The organism is Mycobacteriales bacterium, from assembly GCA_036497565.1.
Lineage (GTDB): Bacteria > Actinomycetota > Actinomycetes > Mycobacteriales > QHCD01 > DASXJE01.
The window spans coordinates 1-17,490 of sequence record DASXJE010000289.1 but is presented as its reverse complement, the minus strand read 5'-3'; the positions used below and the strand labels follow the sequence as shown (position 1 = coordinate 17,490).

The window sequence follows — 17,490 nt, the reverse complement described above, 5'->3', positions numbered from 1 at the left end:
TTAGCTCCAGTCGTGATTGGTGACGAGAACGGTCGCGCCGAGCTTGTTCCAGCCGTGCGCGGCGTCCCAGGTACCGGTGTTGGCGGTCTGGATCGCGTAGTCGGGGTCCCCGGCCAGCGAGCGGGACGCCGAGGGAAGCGCTAGCGCCAACTGGTAACGACCCGGACGTACCCATGACGGCACCCGCACGTCGGTGCGGACCGCTGTTGTCTTCCCCGACTCCCACCGCCGCGGGTCGGTGCAGATCGGGAGCCGATACGTTTGCCGGCCGTTGGTCAGGACGAGCTGCGCGGGCCGCTTCTGGTACGGGCTGGCGAAGCCGTCGTTGCGCACATCGAAACCGACCCGCACCCGCCCGCCCGCGTCCGCCTGATCCGAGAACGTCCCGTCGACGAGGGTGAACCGGTAGCCGAGCCGCTCGCTCGCCTCCTGGTATCCGGCGCTGCCCCACGTCTTCAGGACGTCCTGGTTGTACTCGGTGTTGAGGTACGAGTAGTGGAAGCGGGCCATCAGCGCCTCGGCACTCGGCCACTCCGACTTCGGCGGGTTGACCGCACAGGTCTCCCCGCCGACGGGGACGTAGCGGCTGTCGGCCGCCAGGTAGTCCTCGTCCAGGCTGAGCGGATCGGACAGGAACGTACCGAAGTCGTCAGCGCTGGCAAGGAAGCAGTCGTTGTGGAAGCCCACCCGGGACAGATCACTGCCGGAGAATGCCTGCCCTGGCGTGAGCGCGCCCTTCGTGCCGGTCGGCACACCGAGAATGCGCTGCTTCATGTACATGGTGCGCAGCTGCACGGTGACCGTCTTGGGCAGCACGTTCAGCAGCGCGTGCAGCACCTTCCCCCGGTCCGCCCAGTTCTGGTCGGTGACCACCGACGGATCCTTCGGGTCGGAGAAGTAGTCGCTGTAGTAGCCCTCGCCCCACAGGCCGATGAAGCCCTGCTGCACCGTCTCGATGACATCGGCGTTGCGGCGCAGCACCGGGCCGAGCTGGGCGATGTGGTGCAGGGTGCGCGCGACCGGCGCGTCGCCGTACGGCGTCGGCGGGGGCCACACCCCGTCCGGCGGCAGGGTGTAGGCAAATCGAAGAATCACCCCGACCCCGGCGCTGCGCGCGGCGGCAAAATCGGCGTTGACCTTCCGAAGCAGGTCCGGGCTGAGGTTCCACGCTCCGTGTGCGCCGCCGAAGTGCTCGAGATAGACCTCCATGAGCACCTGGGTGATCCCCTCGGCCCGCCATGCGCGCATCTCCGCGGCTTTCATCGGCACCCAGCCCTTGCCGCTCGCGTCGAGGTAGTGGGTGTCGACGACGTGGTAGAAGCCACGCGACGGGTTCGGCACCACCGCACTGCTGGCCTGGTAGCCGACGGTCGTCGTGTGATTCGTTCCCTGCTGACCGACGGCGACGCCGGCGGGGACCACGGCGAGCGTCGCCGCGATCGACATGACTGCAAGCACCTTGCGCACGGGCCTCATCGAAGCTCCATTCCTGGCATGCCGGCGGCCGTCTTAGACGGTGGAATCACGAAGTGCGGGGATCAGCCTGCGGGCGTTCTCTCCGTAGACCTTCCGGAGCTGCTCCGGCTCGAGGTCCACCCCGGAGATCGTCCAGCGACCTGAACCCGGTGGTTCGGATGGCGAGTAGGAGAAATACTCGTCGTCGGTCTCGAGGAATCGGAAGTACCGCCGGAAGTAATCGGCGTCAGGCGGGAAGCAGTCGGTGCCGAAGAGCACCCGGTCCGGGTGTTGGTCGATCAGGCTCCTGGTCGCGCGTGGCTGCCGGCCGAGCTCTGGGACGCGGGCGGCGATGTCCGCATTGAAATTGGGGTAGGTGCTCATCATCCGCCCGACCCAGCCGAGGTCTTCGGCGAAGCAGCCGACGTGGGCCCCGATCACGGTGAGGTTCGGGTGCGCGGCGACCACATCTTCCAGGGCCTGCAGAAGGACCGGCATCCGCGGGAACTGCTCATCGGCGAAGTGCCAGTCCGGATGGCGGAGGAGCTCCTCCAGCCTTTCGTTGTGGGAGTCGAGCGGCTCGAAGAACGCGGACGGGTCGGCGGTGTGGATCAGCATGGGCAGGTCGAGTGCCGCGAGCGTGTCCCAGACATCGGAGAGTCGAGGGTCGTTGACGAGAAGGAGCGCGCCGTTCTCGTCGCGAAGATGCAGACCGAGGTCCTTCCACACCTTGAGTCCGGCCGCTCCGCGGCGGGCGGAATCCTCGAGGCTCCTGATCAGCAGCTTGGGCCAGTCGGGGCTCTCGCACTGACGCCAGTCGAGGCGGGCGAACGTGGCGAACCGTCCGGGGTAGGCACGGTCGTACCGATCCAGATTCGCGTCGAGTTCCTCTTCCCACTGGCCGTCGAGATTGACGATCGCCGCCACGTTGCAGGCATCCATCATCGACAGCAGCTCGCCGAGGTCGGGAGCGGACCAACCGGGCCCGTGCCGCCGGCCGAGATGGTTGTGTACGTCGACGACCGGCGCCGCGGCGCGGTCCACCAGGTGCGTCGGCAGCTGGACCATCGCCTTCGGCGTGAAGTCCCGAAGCAACATCGATGACGGGTCAGATGTCTGCACGATCCTCGTCCCTGTCCTCTCTCATACGCCAAACCTGCGGAACCTGCTGATGAGCGGTCATATCCCTGCCGGGGCCAGGAAACGACCAGGGTGCAACGCCGCAACATCCTGCCCCGGGTCGAGTCCCACGGCAATGCGCGCGGCGATCGCGCCCACGACAGGGCCGAGCGTGAGTCCATGTGCGCCGAGCCCGGTGGCAACCACCAGATCGTCGATGCCGGGAACCGGCCCGATGATCGGCGCACCGTCGGCGCTGACGGGACGAAATCCGACCCGGGTCTCCACCATCGACGCATCAGCGAGGCCGGGCGCGAGGCGCAGGCCGTCGGCCAGGACCGCAGCGACTCCCCCGGCGGTCACCCGGTAGTCGAACCCGGCGGCTTCGTGGGTGGCGCCGGTGACGACGCGGTCCGGGTCGAACGCGAGGACATACGGACCTGCCAGGCTGCTCACGATCGGCGTCCTGCCGAGAGGCCCGTGCGGATACGCGAGGTGCACGATCTGCCCACGTACCGGCCGGACCGCGTGGTCGAGCGCACGGAGGCTCGGATCCTCGCTCAGCCAGGCGCCTGATGCGACGACCACACTTCCCGCCGCGATCCGGTCTCCGTCGACGTCGACTCCGACCGCACGGCCGTCGGACATCGCGATCCGGGCCATGCCGTCCCGCCGGTGCACGCCGCGTCGCGCGGCCGCGCGCGTCAGGGCGGAGGCCATCCGCCGACCGTCCACCCGCGCGACACCGGGGAGGAGAAGGGCCCGGACCTCGGCGGTGAGATAGGGCACCGACGCGGTTGCCTCGGCCGCGGTGATTCGCTGCGGCTCACCGAGATAATCCGCGAGCGACGGGACCGTCTTGTCGGTCAGTCCTTCCGCGAGCTGACCGAGCACCGCCTCCTCGTCATCGTCCCTGGCGACGACGATCTGTCCCACACGTTCGAATCCGACGTCGCTCTCACCGTCCTCGTGGAGCCGGTCGAGTAGCTCCCGGTAATGCTCCGGGCCCGAGAGCGCAATCCGGGCACGCTCCACGTCGGACAGCCCGCCGGAGAGGTCCAGTGGATTGACGATGCCCGCGCCGGCGTCCGTCGCCCAGCCCTGGTGGCGGCCGTCCACGATCGTGACCCGAAGCCCGCGGCCGGCCGCCTCGTAGGCGGCCGACAGACCGACGATCCCGGCACCGACGACGACGAGATCCGGCGTCGGCGTACTCATCGGCTCACCTCTGATAGCCCCGCCCGAGCGGCCACCGACCTCATCCCTTCGTGGCACTGAAGGCGATGCCTTCGATGAAGTGCTTCTGGAAGATCACGAAGATGGCGATCAGCGGAATGCTCGCCATCAGCGAGCCGGCCATGAGGACCGGGTAATTGGTCAGATACTGGCCCTGCAGGGTCGCCAGGCCCGCCGACACCGGCATGCTCGATGGGTCGGTGTTGACCACCAGCGGCCACAGCAGATCGTTCCACGACCAGATGATCACCAGGATCGCGAGCGCCACGAGCCCCGGCCGGGCCAACGGCAACATCACCCGCCAGAACGTCTGGAACGGGCCCGCGCCGTCGATGTAGGCCGCCTCCTGGACTTCTCTCGGCAGTTGCAGGAAGAACTGGCGCATCAGGAACGTGCCGAATGCGCTGAAGATGCCCGGGAGGAACAGTGCCGGAAGGCTGTTGAGCAGGTGCAGGTCGTTGATGATCTCGTACTGCGGGATCAGGAACAGCTGGGACGGGACCATCAGGACCGACAGGAACAGCCCGAAGACCACTCCGCTGCCCCGGAACTTCAGCCTCGCGAAGGCAAAGCCGGCGAGCGAGCAGAAGATGAGCTGGCCGAGCGTCCGTCCGGCGGTCATCAGCACCGTGTTGACGAACATCGCCCGGAACGGCATGGCCCCGAACACGTCGGAGTAGTTCGACCACAACCATTTTCCCGGCCAGAAGTTCAGCGGCACCGCCGTGGCCTCGGCGTAGGACTCGACGGACAGCAGCAGCTCCAGCAGGAACGGCGCGATCATCAGGAGAGCGCCCACGATGAGGACCACATGCACGACGAGGTGGCTCTGGCCCTGCCGGCGGCGCCTCTTGGGCCGCGCCGCTGCGGCGGTCGCGGGTGTGGCGGTCGCAGTAGCGCTAGTCATAGTGCACCCATCTCCTCTGCAACCAGAACTGCCCTGCCGTGAAAACGATGATGATGCCGAGGAGCAGGAAGGCGATCGCCGCCGCGTAGCCACCGTTGGATTGGATGAACCCCTTCTCGTAGAAGAGGTAGACGATCGTTTCGCTATCGGCCAACGCCGGATTGTTCTTTCCGATCATGACGTAGATCAGGTCGAAAGCCTGCAGTGCGTTGATGACGCTGATGACCGTGACGAAGAAGATCGTCGGACTGAGCAACGGAAGGGTGATCTGGAAGAACTGACGGATCCGCCCCGCTCCATCGATCTCCGCAGCCTCGTAGAACTGCCGCGGGATCGTCTGCATGCCGGCCAGGAACAGGACCATGTTGTAACCGATCGATGACCAGATCGCGACGACCGCGACGGAATAGAGCGCCGTCGACGGGTCCGAGGTCCAGTGTGGGCCGTTGATCCCGACCGCGCCGAGCACCTGGTTGATCGGCCCGTAGTCGCCGTTGTAGACGAACCTCCACATCAGCGCCACCGCGGCGGGCAGCGTGATCACCGGGATGAAGTAGATCGTCCGATATATAGAAAGACCCTTGAGCCCCTGTCTGTTGAGCAGCGCGGAAACGACGATGCCGATGGGCACGCTCAGCAGCGAGAGAGCCGCGAAAACGATGGTGTTCCGAAGCGATCTGAGCACCTCGGAGTCGGAGAAGAGGGTCTTGTAGTTCGACAACCCGTTCCACGTGTGCCCACCGAACGGTCCCCACAGCGTGAAGGAGTAGTAGAGCGTCCGGAAGATCGGCCAGATCGAGAAGACACCCAGCCCGATCAGACTCGGAGCGATGAGGATCCACGCCCAGCGGGCCTCGATCCTTTTTCGTGCCGACCCGCGCCGGCGCACACTGCGCCGAGTCTGTTGTCGCTCTGGGGTCTCGGTGACTGCAACCATGCCCGCCATCCTCCGGCTGGTATCGGCTGGATCAGCTAGGGCGCTTGGGTTCCTTCGCCAACGACGAGTTCATCTGCTTGGCGATGGCGCGGGCGACATCGGCCGTGGGCTTCTTCCCCGTCCATGCATCCGTGAAGTGTTGCGTCGCATAGTCGCGCCACGCCGGGGTGTTGATCGACACCGGGAACCCGTAGTTGTACTGGAGCTCGTCCACGAACGTCTGCAGGTTGAACTGCGGGGTGGACTTGACCCAGGCACTCTCCGTGCCCTTGGTGGCCGGAATGACCGCTCCGCTCTCGGCCTGGATCTCCGCGGCCCGCTTGGAACCGAGGAACTGTACGAATGCCCAGGCCTCCCGGGGATACTTGGTCTTCGCGAAGATGACGTTCCCCAGGCCGTTGCTCACGGTCTTTCGCGTCTTTCCCTGCGGGATCGGTACGACATCCACGTTCTTCAACGCGTACGGGATGGCCTTCAACGCGACCGATTCCCAGGAGCCGCCGTAGTACATGCCGATCTTCCCCGCGCCGAACATCTGCTGCGGGTCGGTGTCCGTCATCTGCTGCAGCGACGGCGACACGTGGTACTTGTTGATCATGTCGGTCCAGAACTCGAGGCCGGCGATGGCGGCGGGCGAGTCGTAGCCGGACTTGCGGCCGTCGTCGGAGATGACCTGGCCGCCGGCCTGCGGGATCGTGTTGTAGTAGGTCTGCTGATCGGACAGGGTGGCGGCGATCCCGTGCACGTCACCCTTCGTCAGCCGCTGGGCGGCGGCGAGGACATCGGACCATCCCCAGGAGTTGTCCGGCGCCTTCAGGTTCGCCTCGGCGAAGAGCTTCTTGTTGTACCAGAGGGCGATGCTGTCGATGTCCTTCGGCAGCGCGTAGATGTCGTTGCCCCACGTGTAGCCCTTGACGATCGCCGGGTCGTACTGCGACATGTCGATCTTGGCCGATGCCACCGGCTTCGTCAGCGGCATGAGCACGCCGTTCGACTCGTAGAGCTGAGCGTAGGCAAGGGTCATCCAGAACACGTCCGGCGCGCTGCCACCGGTCGCCGCCGTCTGCAGCTTGGTCCAGTAGGAGTCCCACGGCGTCACCGCGGTGCGGATGGTGATTTTAGGGTTGGCCTTCTCGAACTCGGCGATGATCTTCTTCATGGCCGGCATCTGCGTGTCGTCCCACAGGCCGTAGGTCAACGTGACCGGACCGCTCTGCTTCTTCTCGCTCGCGATGGACGACGAGGACGAGGACTTGCTGCAGGCCGCCGCCCCCATGAGCAGCGCGGCCGGTATCGAGGCAAGGACCTTCCGGCGCGATGGCTGCGCCCATTCCGATTGCCGGTCTGACGTTGTGGGTTTGTGCTGCGTCATTGTGCCCATCCTCCGGTGTGCGACCCGATAGTTAGTGTTGGCCCGGTTCCAGGACGACCGATCGCGACAGATAGCGCGGTCGGTCGGGATCGAGGCCGCGTGCACGGGCAGTTGCTACGGCGATCCGTTGAGCGCGGACCAGGTCCGCCAGTGGTTCCAGCGTGTCGGCGACGATGGTGGCGCCGGAGATCGAGATGTCGGTGATGAGCCCGGCCGGTGGCTCTCCGATGAACCAGACGACACTGCGGTCGGTGGCCGCCGACAGAGGTCCATGCCGGTATTCCATTGCGGGGTAGGTCTCACTCCAGGCGGCCGCCGCCTCGCGCACCTTCAACGCCGCTTCCGCGGCGACGCCGACAGTCCAGCCGCGCCCGAGGAACACGTAGTGCGGGCGATCGACGAGCGAGTTGTCCACCTCCTCGCCGAGCAGGTCGCGGGCCTGCTTGACGGCGAGCCCGATGTCGATCCCGAGGCTGGTCACGAGCAGTGCCAACGACGTCGTGGCGAATCGGGTCTGGACGACGGCGTGCTCGTCGGCGTAGTCGAGCACAATCTGGTCATTGGTGTGTGCGCCAAGAGGCGCCCGCTCGTCTGCGGTGATGGTCAGGCGCCGGGCTCCCGCGGGAGCGCCGGACAACGAGTCGATCACCTCGGTCGTGGTGCCGGACCGACTCAACGCCAGGATGACGTCGTAACCGCGATCGAGCCGAGCCTCGGATGCGGGAAATGCGTCCGTCAGGCCGGCACCGGCCTCTTCGCGAGCGGCCGCGTAGGCGGCGGCGACGTGTAGCGACGTGCCACAACCGATGACCGCCACCCGCTCGCCGGCCGCCGGAAGGACGTCGGCGTAACCCGAGGCCGCATCAGCGGCACGCGCCCAGCAGTCCGGTTGAGACGCCAGCTCCTCCTCGACGTGCGATCTCAGGACCGTCATCACACCGCTCGATTCTGTTTCTCGTTCTGGACGCTGGCGCTCGAAAATGCACACTAGCCCCCCGACTGATCAGATGTAACCCCTCTCTTTGCTTGATTTACGCAGTTGTAACGCAGCTGTCGGCTGTCCCATTTGCCGGATCCTTCGGTAGCAGGCGCCGCGGCAGCCAGCAGGCACACGACTGGAGGTTGCCGCGCACTCCAGCGGGAAATAGGTTGTGCAAAGCTGCGCAGCGCGTGCCGAGCCTGTCAACGATGATCGTTCTCGATCAGCGGCTCAGAGTGTCACGCGATAGATCGGCCGACAGTCGGAATACTCGACGAACGTCGGGATGCAGCCGCGCCCGATCGGTTGGAGAGGTGTGTGATGGCCCCTGCCCGTAACCGGGTTACGCCGACCGGCGACATCGTCGCGATCCCGCTGCGCGGCGCGTGGACCGGCAATCGAGGGATCATCCACCGTGGCAGGGACATCGCCCGCTTCCATGCCAGCGACCTCTGGATCACCTGCGTACTCGAATTCCGCGGACGCAAGCAGGACCAGTGGCGACCGCACCACTACACATTCCTCTTCTTCCACGACGAGGCCGTGTCCTTTGCGGCGGGACATCGCCCGTGCGCGGAATGCCGGCGCGCCGACTACAACGCCTATCGCACCGCCTGGACGACCGAGCTCGGTGTCGAGGTGCCATCAGCCAAGGAGATCAATCGGCAGTTGCACGGCGAGCGGATCGAGCGCGGCACCCACCGTCGCCGGCTGCACCAGCTGCCGTGGACGGACCTTCCGGACGGCGCCTTCGTGCTGCTCGACCAGACCCCCGCCGTGGTCGTCGGCGACCACCTCACGGAGTGGGGGCCGGACGGATACGCGGCCCGACGTCCGCGACCGGTCGAGGGTGTCGCGACCGCCATCACGCCGCCCTCGACCGTCGCCGTACTGCGGGCCGGGTATCCGGTGCAGATCGACGACACCGCCCGGTAGCGGACTGCGTCTGCAGAGCGCCCTCGCAACGAGACCCGGTAGTCCAGAATGGAGCCGGTGAGCATCCTCACGTGGGTCCGGGCGCGCGACCCGGGCCTGTCGGCTCTCCGGCGCTCCGTCCGCGCCGCGATCGTCGCGCCCGGACTCTTCGCGATCGCCGACCTGCTCATGCACAACCCGAACACTGCGGTCTTCGCTGCGTTCGGGTCCCTCGCGATGCTGTTGTTCGTCGACTTCGGCGGCTCGGTGCGGGAACGGGTCCAAGCACATCTGGCGCTCGTGCTGACCGGAGTGGTGCTGATCTGCGTGGGCACGCTGTGCGCACAGGAGACGTGGGTCGCGGCCGCCGGGATGCTCGTGGTCGCCTTCGCCGCGCTCTTCGTCGGCATCATCAGCTCGGTGCTGGCGAGCGCGACGACGGCGATCATCATCAGCTTCATCCTCCCGGTCATGTTGGGTGGCTCGATCGATGCCATCCCGGACCGGATCCTCGGCTGGCTGATGGCCGGCGCGGCCTCCCTCATCGCGATCACCCTGCTGTGGCCGACGCCGACCCGTGAACCGCTGCGGCGGCCGACGGCGGAGGCGTGCGCGTCGCTGGCCCGACGACTGCGGGCCGAAGCGGACTGCGTGCGAGAGAGCTGGGCGTCCGACCGGCTGGCGGCCGTCACCGCGCTCGTCGAGGAGGCGGAGGACAAGGTCGCGGCGCTCCGAACCTCGTTCTTCGGCACCCCCTACCGCCCGACCGGGCTCAGCACCGCGGCGCGCGCGCTGGTCCGGCTCGTCGACCAGGTGGTGTGGCTGGATTCCGTGCTCGCCCGGATGCCGCTGGACCAGCACCCCGGGCCGACCGACGCGTTGATCTGCGACGTCAAGGTCGCCGCCGCCGCGCTGCTCGAGTCCGGTGCCGAGCTGCTGGAGTCACCGGGCGGTGAGCCGGGCGATCTCGAGTCCCCCCTGCACCGGCTGCAGGAGGCGCGGCACACGATGGAGCAGGCGGTCATCGCCATGCTCCCGGTGCACCGCACAGGGCATCCGGCGGACGGAACTGTCACCGAGTTCGTCAGCTCGCTGGAGCCGAGTTTCCGGGCCCAGGAGATGAGCTTCGCGACCTCGGCGATCGCCGGGAACATCGAACTGACCGTCGCCGCCCGGCGGCGTAGCTGGCGGGACCACCTCCTGGGCCGTCGTCCCGAAGAGGTGTCCGCAGCGCTGTCCACGGCACAGCGGCGGGCCGGTGCCCAGGTCGATCGACACTCGGTGTGGCTGCACAACAGTGTCCGCGGTGCCATCGGGCTCAGCCTCGCCGTACTCGTAGGCGAGCTGACCGGCGTCCAACACTCCTTCTGGGTGGTCTTCGGCACCCTCGCCGTACTTCGCTCCAACGCCCTGAACACAGGTCAGAACGCATTACGCGCGCTGCTGGGAACCGTCGTCGGCATCATCATCGGCGGCGCTATCGTGTTCGCGATCGGGAGCAACACAACGGTGTTGTGGGCGCTGCTTCCCTTCGCCGTCGCCTTCACCGGGTTCGCACCCGCAGCCATCTCGTTCACCGCGGGCCAGACCGGCTTCACCATGACCCTGCTGATCCTCTTCAACATCATCCAGCCGGCGGGCTGGTCGATCGGGCTGGTGCGGGTCGAGGACGTGGCGATCGGCTGCGCCGTCAGCCTCGTGGTCGGGGTGCTCTTCTGGCCGCGCGGCGCGGGATCGGTGCTCGGACAGGCTCTGGCGGCCGGCTTCTCCGACGGCGTGAGCTACCTGCGCAGCACCATCGAGTACGGCGTCACCCGATGCGATGCGGTCGTCCCCTCCTCCGCCGTTCCGGACGGGGAGAGCCGGCGGGCGGCCGCCGCAGCGCGTCGGCTCGACGATGCCTTCCGCGAATTCCTCGCCGAGCGCGGCACCAAGCACATCGCCATGGCCGACGTCACCACCCTGGTCACCTCCGTCGCCGTACTCCGGCTCACCGCCGACGCGATCCGCGACCTGTGGGAGGGCGACGACGGCGCGCCGACCGGTGACCGGGCGGCGGCGCGGGTCGAGATCGTCGACGCCGGAGCGGTGCTCGTGCAGTGGTACCAGTCGACCGCGCGGGCGCTGGCCGGCGGCGGTCGTCTGCCCGACCAACTCGGTCACGACGCGACCGCCGACCAGCGGTTGATCGATGCCGTCCGGCGCGATCTCAACGGCGAGGACGGCCGGGGAACGGCGACAGCAGTCAAGATGATCTGGACGGGCGACCACATCGACGCGGCCCGGCGCCTGCAGGCCGACGTACTCCCGGCCGCCCGGGCGGTTGCCCTGATGCAGCAATCACCCCGGGCGTGGCTGACCGACTAGCCCTCAGCATCGGTTGCGCTGCTACTTGTCCGATGATATGAATTACGTATCTTATCTATCTCGCATTATCGAGATCCGCCCATCGCGGATCAGGGAGCGTTCCCATGAGGATTGTCGTCTTCGGAGCCAATGGCTCCACCGGTCGACTGCTCACCGAGCAGGCGCTGGCCGCCCGGCATGACGTCACGGCAGTGACCCGCCGACCGGCCGACTTCCCACTCACGCACGATCGGCTCACCGTCGTCGAAGCCGACGTGCACGACCCGCCGGCGGTCGAGCGTGCAGTAGAAGCGGCCGATGTCGTCCTGTCGACGGTCGGCGTTCCGTTCACCCGCAAGCCGATCACCGTCTACAGCGACGGCACGGCCAATATCGTCGCCGCGATGTCCCGACACGGGGTCAAGCGGCTGGCCGTGGTGAGCTCGAGCGCAACCGATCCACATCACCACGCCGACGGCGGCTTCCTGCTCAATCGGGTGATGCAGCCGCTGATCACCGCGACCATCGGAAAGTCGACGTACGCCGACATGCGCCGCATGGAGGAACTCGTCCGCGCCAGCGACCTCGAGTGGACCATCATGCGTCCGTCCGGGCTGTTCGATGCGCCCGCGGTGACGACCTACGCGCTGCACGAAGACCAGGCGCCCGGCGTCTTCACCAGCCGCGCCGACCTCGCCGCGAGCCTGCTCGACCAGGCGACCGAGATGCGGTTCTTGCGCAAGGCGGTCGCGGTGACGACCTCCGAGGGCGCCCCCACGCTGTTCCAGATGATGCGCCGCGAAGCCTTCAAGGCAGGATGACCGCGGTCCTGCTTCGGGTGGGCTAACTATTCACCTGAGAGACCGGGCACGGGTCGGCGTGCTGTCGAGAGCGCCTTCGTAGAGCGTCTCACTTTGTTGGAGTACGTCGTCCCACGTGATCCGCGCCGGCGTACTCGCATTGTGGTGACGCATCCGGGCAAGTTTCGCCGGCGTCCTCGCCAGGTCCACGATGCGGTCGACCATGTCGTTGTCGTCCGCGGCGAGCAGGCCCTCCACACCGTCGGTGATGAACTCCGCGATCCCGGTGCCGGCGTGGGCTATCACCGGGAGGCCGGCGCACCGCGCCTCGAGCGCGGCGATTCCGAACGACTCGAGAGTGGCCGGGGCGACGTAGAAGTCGGCAAGCTCGTGCATCGCTCGGATCTGGTCGTGGTCGGCCGCGCCGACCAGATGCACCCAGTCGGTCATCCCGTGGTGCTCGAGGTAGCGCGCAAGTGACGGCGCCAACGGGCCGTCCCCCGCGATCACGGCCTCCAGGCGGATCTGTGCCGGTATGGCGAGGCGGGCCCGGCGCAGCATCCGCAGCAGCTGCCGGGGTCTCTTGCGTCGTGCCAGGCGACCGACGTTCGCGACCACGATCCGGCCCGGGTCTCGCGGGACCGGTGGCGTTCTCCGCGGCGGTGCCTCGGCCCCGTTGGGCAGGATCGCGACCGGGACTTCGGGTCCGAGGACCCGCTGCAGCGGTCCGGCGGCCACCGCACTCACCGCCGACCATGTCAGCGGCCAGCGGCGCCACCCCATAGCGAGATCTGCGCACCGGAAGAGCGGCGAGGCGTAGGCCCACAGCGAATGCGCGGTGAGCACCGTCGGAATGCCGCGGTTGGCCGTGGCCGCGGCGGTCGAGAAGGCCAGTGGCGACATCGTTGAGGCGTGCACATGCACCACGTCGAAGGCCCCGTCGAGTACGGCGCGGCGGCCGCGAACCGACCAGCCGTAACGGATCGTTCCGGCGTACTCACCGGACCGCGGCCGGGGACGCCGGACCGGCAGCCCGTCGACGGGTTCGGGCTGTCCGTCGGCGACGCAGGTCACGATCTGCACCTCGTGGCCGCGCCGTCGCTGACGAACGGCCAGATCGTGGACCTGGCGTTCTATCCCGCCGAGCCGCGGCAGGTAACAGTCACTGACATGCACGATTCTCAACGGCGCATCCCCGACGCCGGCTCACCGGATCGCGAACAAGAGCAGGCTCCCGGCGCCGACCAGGAGGCAGTAAACGCCGAAGGGACGCAGCGAGCGGTTGGCCAGGTAGCGGGTGAGGAAGCGCACCGACAGGTAGGCGCCGACCCCGGACAGGACCGACCCGAAGAGCACCTGTCCCCGGATGCCGTTGCCCAACGGACCCGACAGGTCGCCGAGCTTCAGTGCTCCCGCGGCCAGGATGACCGGAGTGGCGAGGAGGAAGGAGAAGCGCGCGGCGTCTTCGCGGGTCAGCCCGCGCACCATGCCGGTGACCATGGTGACGCCGGAACGGGAGATCCCCGGAGCCAGCGCCAAGATCTGCGCCGACCCGATCAACACCGCCTGCCCGACCGGCAGCTTCGCGATGCGCTGATCGGAAATCGGGCCGGTGATCCGCTCGTCGACGTACTGCGTGTCCAGCGACCCCGATCGGCGGCGCAGCTGCTCCGCGCCGATCAGGATCAGACCGTTGATCATGAGAAAGACGGCCGTCGGCCAGGGTCTCGCCAACGTGGTGCGGAACCAGTGTTCGGCGAGCAGCCCGACGAGACCGACCGGAATCGTGGCCAGTACCAGTAGCCAAGCCAGCCGCTGGTCGGCGGTGACGACCTCCCGCCGGACGATGCTGGTCACCAGGCCGCCGATGATCCGCACCCAGTCGCGCCAGAAGTAGATGATGAGCGCGATCGCGGTGGCGACGTGCAGTCCGACGATGAACGCGAGGTACGGCGACTCCGGGCGCGACACGTCGAGGTCCTGGGCCCACGTTCCCCCGATCCAGGCGGGGATGAGCACGCTGTGCCCGAGACTGGAGACGGGAAAGAGTTCGGAGACGCCCTGTACGGCGCCGACGACGCCGGCTTCAAGCCAACTCAGCTGGCCGGTCACCTGCTGGTCCGCTCAGCCCGTGCCCGACGGACTTCGAGCGCCACCGGGATCAGCGAGATGATGACGATCAGCGCGATGATCGGCAGTAGGTACTTGTCGATGCTCGGGATCCGTGAGCCGAGGGCGTAGCCGGCCACCGTCACGCCGACCGACCAGAGCAGGCCGCCGACGACCTGCCAGATGACGAAGGTGCGCACCGGCACGCGCATCATGCCGGCGAGCGGGTTCATGACCGTGCGCACGAACGGGATGAACCGGGCCAGCACGATGGCTTTCGCCTGCCCGTACCGGTCGAAGACCTCTCGCGCCCGCGCGACGGCGGTGGCGACGCGGGCACCTCTGCCCCGCTCGGTCAGTAACGGGCCGCCGCTGCGCCCGATCTGATACCCGACCTGCGCGCCGAGCAGTGCTCCGGCCACGGCCGCGACCAGCACGGCCGGGAGCGAGAGGTGCAGGGTGCTGTGGACTTTCGTGGTGCAGAGCAGGCCCGCGGTGAAGAGCAGCGAGTCACCTGGCAGGAAGATCCCGACCAGCAGGCCGGTCTCGGCGAAGAGGATCACGAAGATCCCGAGCGTGCCGAAGCTGGACAGCAGGCTGTGCGGATCGAGCAGGTTGACCGCATAGGTTTGTGCCGCCAACACGACTCAACTCCCTCATCTCGGCGCGACTACTACAGAAGTGTAGTAGATGTTGGCGAGATTCCGGTCAACGGGACCGTCGAGGTCTCCGCAACGGGCGCGCGTCGGCGGACCTCCCCCGGCGGGTGGCTGATTGACTGGCGCCGTGACTTCCGAGGATCGCAGCACTGATGCGAGGCCGGCGCGAACCCGGATCACCGTGGGCGTCGTCGTCGGCCTCGCCGTCGCCGTCATTGCGGGGACGCTGGGAAGTTGGGTCTACGCACCGGCGCTCGGGTGGATCTGCGGCGCGATCGTCTATCTCACCTGGACCTGGGCCGTCGTCTCGGGCATGGACCCGGCCCAGACGGCCAACCATGCGACCCGGGAGGATCCGCCGAAGCGGGAAACGCAGCTGCTGATCATCGGCGCCAGCATCGCCAGCCTGGCCGGCGTGGGCTATCTGCTGGTGCGCGCGAGCTCGTCCACGGGTGCCGCGCAGGCCGTCGCTGCGGCGCTCGGCGTCATGAGCGTCGCCGTGTCCTGGGTCGTGGTGCACACCCTGTTCACCCTCCGCTATGCGCTGCTCTATTACACCGACGACAACCACGGCGTGAACTTCAAGCAGACCTCGCCGCCCCGATACAGCGACTTCGCCTACCTGGCTTTCACCGTCGGAATGACCTTCCAGGTGTCCGACACCGACATCACCAGCCACACCATCCGGGCGACCGCGCTGCGCCACGCGTTGCTGTCGTACCTGTTCGGATCACTGATCCTCGCCGCGACCGTCAACCTGGTCGCGAGTCTGGCCAGCAGTTCCCACTGAGGCCGCCACTTCGAAGGACCATGCAGTCCAACGGCGTACCACGAGCCCTTCCCTCGACGGATCCGTTCGTGCTACCTTACGGTTCGTGGTGACGAACGGAACGGCAATGCTGGCGGCACTCGGCGACCCGTCGAGACAGGCCATCCTCGATCAGCTGGCCGACCGCCCGTACGCCGTCGGGGAACTCGCTGCGACGTTGCCGCTGAGCCGGCCTGCGGTCTCGCAGCACCTGAAGGTCCTCAAGGACGTCGGCCTCGTGGTGGATCACAGGGCGGGCACGCGACGCCTGTACCAGGTCGATCCGGCCGGCCTCGCCGTTCTGCGCGCGCACCTCGACCAGTTCTGGCAGCGATCTCTCGTGGCGTTCAAGGACTACACCGACGAAGCGAAGGACGAAGAGACATGATCGATTCCACCGGTGCCGTCCGGCAGCAGATCGTCGTCGGCGTCGACCCGGCGCGGGCGTTCGACCTCTTCACCACGCACATGACCGAGTGGTGGCCGAGCGACCATCACATCGGAAGCGCACCGATCGAGCAGATCATCATCGAGCCGCGCGAGGGTGGTCGCTGGTACACCCGCCACACCGACGGCACGGAGACGTCCACGGGCTACGTGGCGTCGTGGGATCCGCCCGCACGCCTGATCATCACATGGCAGATCTCCGCGGAATGGTCTTTCGACACAGCCCTGATCACCACCATCGAGCTCACCTTCACCGCCCAGGACGACCAGCACACACTCGTCGAGCTCGCCCACCGCGACTTCGACAACTACGGGCCCGACGCCGACCGGATGCGCAAGATGTTCGACGGCCCCGACGCGTGGACCGCCACGCTGGCCGCCTTCGCCGCACGTACGGGCGTGCCGGCATGAAGTACGTCGTGCTTTACGAGTCCGCACCCGATGTGCATCTCACGGCGCCGCCACATTTCCCGGCACACAAGGCTCGGCTCGACGAGTTCCACGAGCGCGGCGATCTGCTGATGGTCGGCACTTTCGCCGACCCCCAGACAGAGGGTGCGATGTCAATCTTCCGTACCCGCGAGAGCGCCGAAGCGTTCGCCGCCGGCGATCCGTTCGTCGTCCACGGCGTCGTACGCAACGTCGACATCAGGGACTGGAACGAGATCCTGACCGACTGACCGCCGGCAGATGACACAATCTGCGTGCACGCTGGTGGACCGTCTGAGTCACCGAGCTCGGTCGAGAGGGGAAGACGAAGAGCGGACCTCCCGTCTTCGCACCCTTCGAGGCGGGCACCGATTACTGGGCGACCGACAAGCAGTTCATGCTCAATCTGCGTGTCAGCGAACTAGCCAGCCTGGTCGAACAGCTAGCCGCCAGCGGAGTCGACGTGATCGTGAAGCCCGAATGGAACTCGTCCGAGACAGGGCAGTTCGCGCGAATACACGATCCTGAAGGCAACGCAATCGAGCTGCGGGAACCGGCCTCCTAGGTCGCAACCGTCCGTCAGTCGCGCGTAAACAGCTCGGCTGGTCGTCCGCGCGCGCCGGCAGATCTGGTCCCCGTCGCGACGAGCTGATCCTGGATCGCCCGGCGGAACGTGTCGCGTTGCAACGGGACGCCGGCGACCGCCTCGTGAACGATTCGTAGCTCACGCACGGTGAACTCGCGAGGGAGCAGCCCATCAGGATCCGGCCTCGCGGCGTACCTGGCCCGGAGATCCTCGACGGCCAGCCGGATGATGTCGCCGTGCCCATAGGGCAGGCGTCCCGGTACGTCGACTAAGGCCAGTCGCGTGCCCGGATGGCGTCCCCGCAACCGGTCGGCCGGGAGGACGTCGACGTGGGCGACTGATAGCACTCGTCCCCGGTCGTCCCGATGCGGGTCGTCGAACACGCG

At 67.4% G+C, this 17,490-nt stretch carries 18 protein-coding genes; 7 read left to right on the top strand and 11 right to left on the bottom strand.

Annotated elements, in window-relative coordinates; translation table 11 throughout:
* Genes VGH85_22345 through VGH85_22315 form a run of 7 tightly spaced genes read right to left on the bottom strand, consistent with a single transcriptional unit; the run spans window position 1 to window position 7,960 of the window.
* Window positions 1-1,476 carry a DUF4832 domain-containing protein gene (locus VGH85_22345; protein ID HEY2176560.1) on the bottom strand — a complete coding sequence of 492 codons (1,476 nt, stop codon included), beginning with the start codon at window positions 1,474-1,476 and terminating at the stop codon, window positions 1-3.
* 33 nt (window positions 1,477-1,509) lie between these two features.
* Complete coding sequence (locus VGH85_22340; protein ID HEY2176559.1) at window positions 1,510-2,577, bottom strand: amidohydrolase family protein; 1,068 nt, start codon at window positions 2,575-2,577, stop codon at window positions 1,510-1,512.
* A gap of 57 nt (window positions 2,578-2,634) precedes the next feature.
* A complete protein-coding gene (locus VGH85_22335; protein HEY2176558.1) occupies window positions 2,635-3,792 on the bottom strand; it encodes an FAD-dependent oxidoreductase in 1,158 nt (385 codons plus the stop codon).
* A 40-nt stretch (window positions 3,793-3,832) separates the two neighbouring features.
* Window positions 3,833-4,717 (bottom strand): carbohydrate ABC transporter permease, encoded by an 885-nt coding sequence (locus VGH85_22330; GenBank protein HEY2176557.1) that lies wholly within the window; start codon window positions 4,715-4,717, stop codon window positions 3,833-3,835.
* Entirely contained in the window at window positions 4,710-5,654 is a 945-nt protein-coding gene (locus VGH85_22325; protein HEY2176556.1) for a sugar ABC transporter permease, read from the bottom strand. The genes VGH85_22330 and VGH85_22325 overlap by 8 nt, the downstream gene beginning before the upstream one ends.
* Before the next feature lie 31 nt (window positions 5,655-5,685).
* Window positions 5,686-7,026, bottom strand: coding sequence for a sugar ABC transporter substrate-binding protein (locus tag VGH85_22320; protein HEY2176555.1), 1,341 nt, complete (start codon window positions 7,024-7,026; stop codon window positions 5,686-5,688).
* Window positions 7,027-7,057: 31 nt separating this feature from the next.
* Window positions 7,058-7,960 carry an SIS domain-containing protein gene (locus tag VGH85_22315; protein ID HEY2176554.1) on the bottom strand — a complete coding sequence of 301 codons (903 nt, stop codon included), beginning with the start codon at window positions 7,958-7,960 and terminating at the stop codon, window positions 7,058-7,060.
* A 366-nt stretch (window positions 7,961-8,326) separates the two neighbouring features.
* On the opposite strand from VGH85_22315, the gene VGH85_22310 reads away from it, so the two are divergent.
* The 3 genes from VGH85_22310 to VGH85_22300 all read left to right on the top strand — a co-directional run bounded on the left by VGH85_22310 (window position 8,327) and on the right by VGH85_22300 (window position 12,087).
* Window positions 8,327-8,941 (top strand): hypothetical protein, encoded by a 615-nt coding sequence (locus VGH85_22310; protein ID HEY2176553.1) that lies wholly within the window; start codon window positions 8,327-8,329, stop codon window positions 8,939-8,941.
* A 57-nt stretch (window positions 8,942-8,998) separates the two neighbouring features.
* Complete coding sequence (locus VGH85_22305; GenBank protein ID HEY2176552.1) at window positions 8,999-11,287, top strand: FUSC family protein; 2,289 nt, start codon at window positions 8,999-9,001, stop codon at window positions 11,285-11,287.
* A 104-nt stretch (window positions 11,288-11,391) separates the two neighbouring features.
* On the top strand, window positions 11,392-12,087 hold the full coding sequence (locus tag VGH85_22300) for an SDR family oxidoreductase (protein HEY2176551.1): 696 nt from the start codon (window positions 11,392-11,394) through the stop codon (window positions 12,085-12,087).
* Window positions 12,088-12,117: 30 nt separating this feature from the next.
* Here VGH85_22300 and VGH85_22295 read toward each other — a convergent pair whose 3' ends face one another.
* From VGH85_22295 to VGH85_22285, 3 genes are read right to left on the bottom strand one after another with little or no spacing between them, the layout of a single operon-like run.
* Entirely contained in the window at window positions 12,118-13,242 is a 1,125-nt protein-coding gene (locus VGH85_22295; protein HEY2176550.1) for a glycosyltransferase family 4 protein, read from the bottom strand.
* 30 nt (window positions 13,243-13,272) lie between these two features.
* Window positions 13,273-14,178, bottom strand: a complete 906-nt coding sequence (locus VGH85_22290) for an undecaprenyl-diphosphate phosphatase (protein ID HEY2176549.1) — start codon at window positions 14,176-14,178, stop codon at window positions 13,273-13,275.
* Window positions 14,175-14,819 carry a DedA family protein gene (locus tag VGH85_22285; GenBank protein ID HEY2176548.1) on the bottom strand — a complete coding sequence of 215 codons (645 nt, stop codon included), beginning with the start codon at window positions 14,817-14,819 and terminating at the stop codon, window positions 14,175-14,177. The genes VGH85_22290 and VGH85_22285 overlap by 4 nt, the downstream gene beginning before the upstream one ends.
* Window positions 14,820-14,961: 142 nt before the next feature.
* Here VGH85_22285 and VGH85_22280 point away from each other — a divergent pair, with 142 nt between their 5' ends.
* From VGH85_22280 to VGH85_22265, 4 genes are all read left to right on the top strand, one after another.
* Window positions 14,962-15,624 carry a DUF1345 domain-containing protein gene (locus tag VGH85_22280; protein HEY2176547.1) on the top strand — a complete coding sequence of 221 codons (663 nt, stop codon included), beginning with the start codon at window positions 14,962-14,964 and terminating at the stop codon, window positions 15,622-15,624.
* Window positions 15,625-15,730: 106 nt separating this feature from the next.
* Window positions 15,731-16,030, top strand: a complete 300-nt coding sequence (locus VGH85_22275) for a metalloregulator ArsR/SmtB family transcription factor (protein ID HEY2176546.1) — start codon at window positions 15,731-15,733, stop codon at window positions 16,028-16,030.
* Window positions 16,027-16,500, top strand: coding sequence for an SRPBCC family protein (locus VGH85_22270; protein ID HEY2176545.1), 474 nt, complete (start codon window positions 16,027-16,029; stop codon window positions 16,498-16,500). Before VGH85_22275 ends, VGH85_22270 begins: the two co-directional genes overlap by 4 nt.
* Window positions 16,497-16,769, top strand: coding sequence for a YciI family protein (locus VGH85_22265; protein HEY2176544.1), 273 nt, complete (start codon window positions 16,497-16,499; stop codon window positions 16,767-16,769). Before VGH85_22270 ends, VGH85_22265 begins: the two co-directional genes overlap by 4 nt.
* 328 nt (window positions 16,770-17,097) lie before the next feature.
* On the opposite strand, the gene VGH85_22260 is transcribed toward VGH85_22265, so the two are convergent.
* The coding region (locus tag VGH85_22260; protein ID HEY2176543.1) for an NUDIX hydrolase at window positions 17,098-17,490 on the bottom strand (393 nt) is incomplete at its 5' end.